We start from the raw sequence: 237 nt of genomic DNA, 5'->3' as shown, positions 1-237 counted from the left end.
CTTGCGGCATACGTCGGCCGCGGTGCGCATCAGCGTGTCGTGGGGATTGTGCTCGTAGAACAACCGCCCGCGATATTTTTCCGCGATTGTCGGCGGCGCCCAGAAGTTCACCATGTCGAGCGCGCCGACCGGGCCTACGTAAGGCAGCTTTGTACGTACGATGGCGCCGAAGCGATCTTCCGTCGCCGGCAGCACGCCCCCGGACTGCAAATCGCAGACTTCGGGGGGGGGGGTGGG

At 65.4% G+C, this 237-nt stretch carries 1 protein-coding gene; it reads right to left on the bottom strand.

Going from position 1 to position 237, the window contains the following annotated elements:
- Positions 1-237 (bottom strand): Tm-1-like ATP-binding domain-containing protein (locus tag KVT37_RS32855; protein ID WP_217579091.1); only part of this gene is annotated, 237 nt, incomplete at both ends.

The sequence above is a fragment of the Mesorhizobium sp. GbtcB19 genome (assembly GCF_019091085.1).
Lineage (GTDB): Bacteria > Pseudomonadota > Alphaproteobacteria > Rhizobiales > Rhizobiaceae > Mesorhizobium.
Note: the sequence above shows the minus strand (reverse complement) of the source record. Positions and strands in the feature narration are given on the sequence as shown.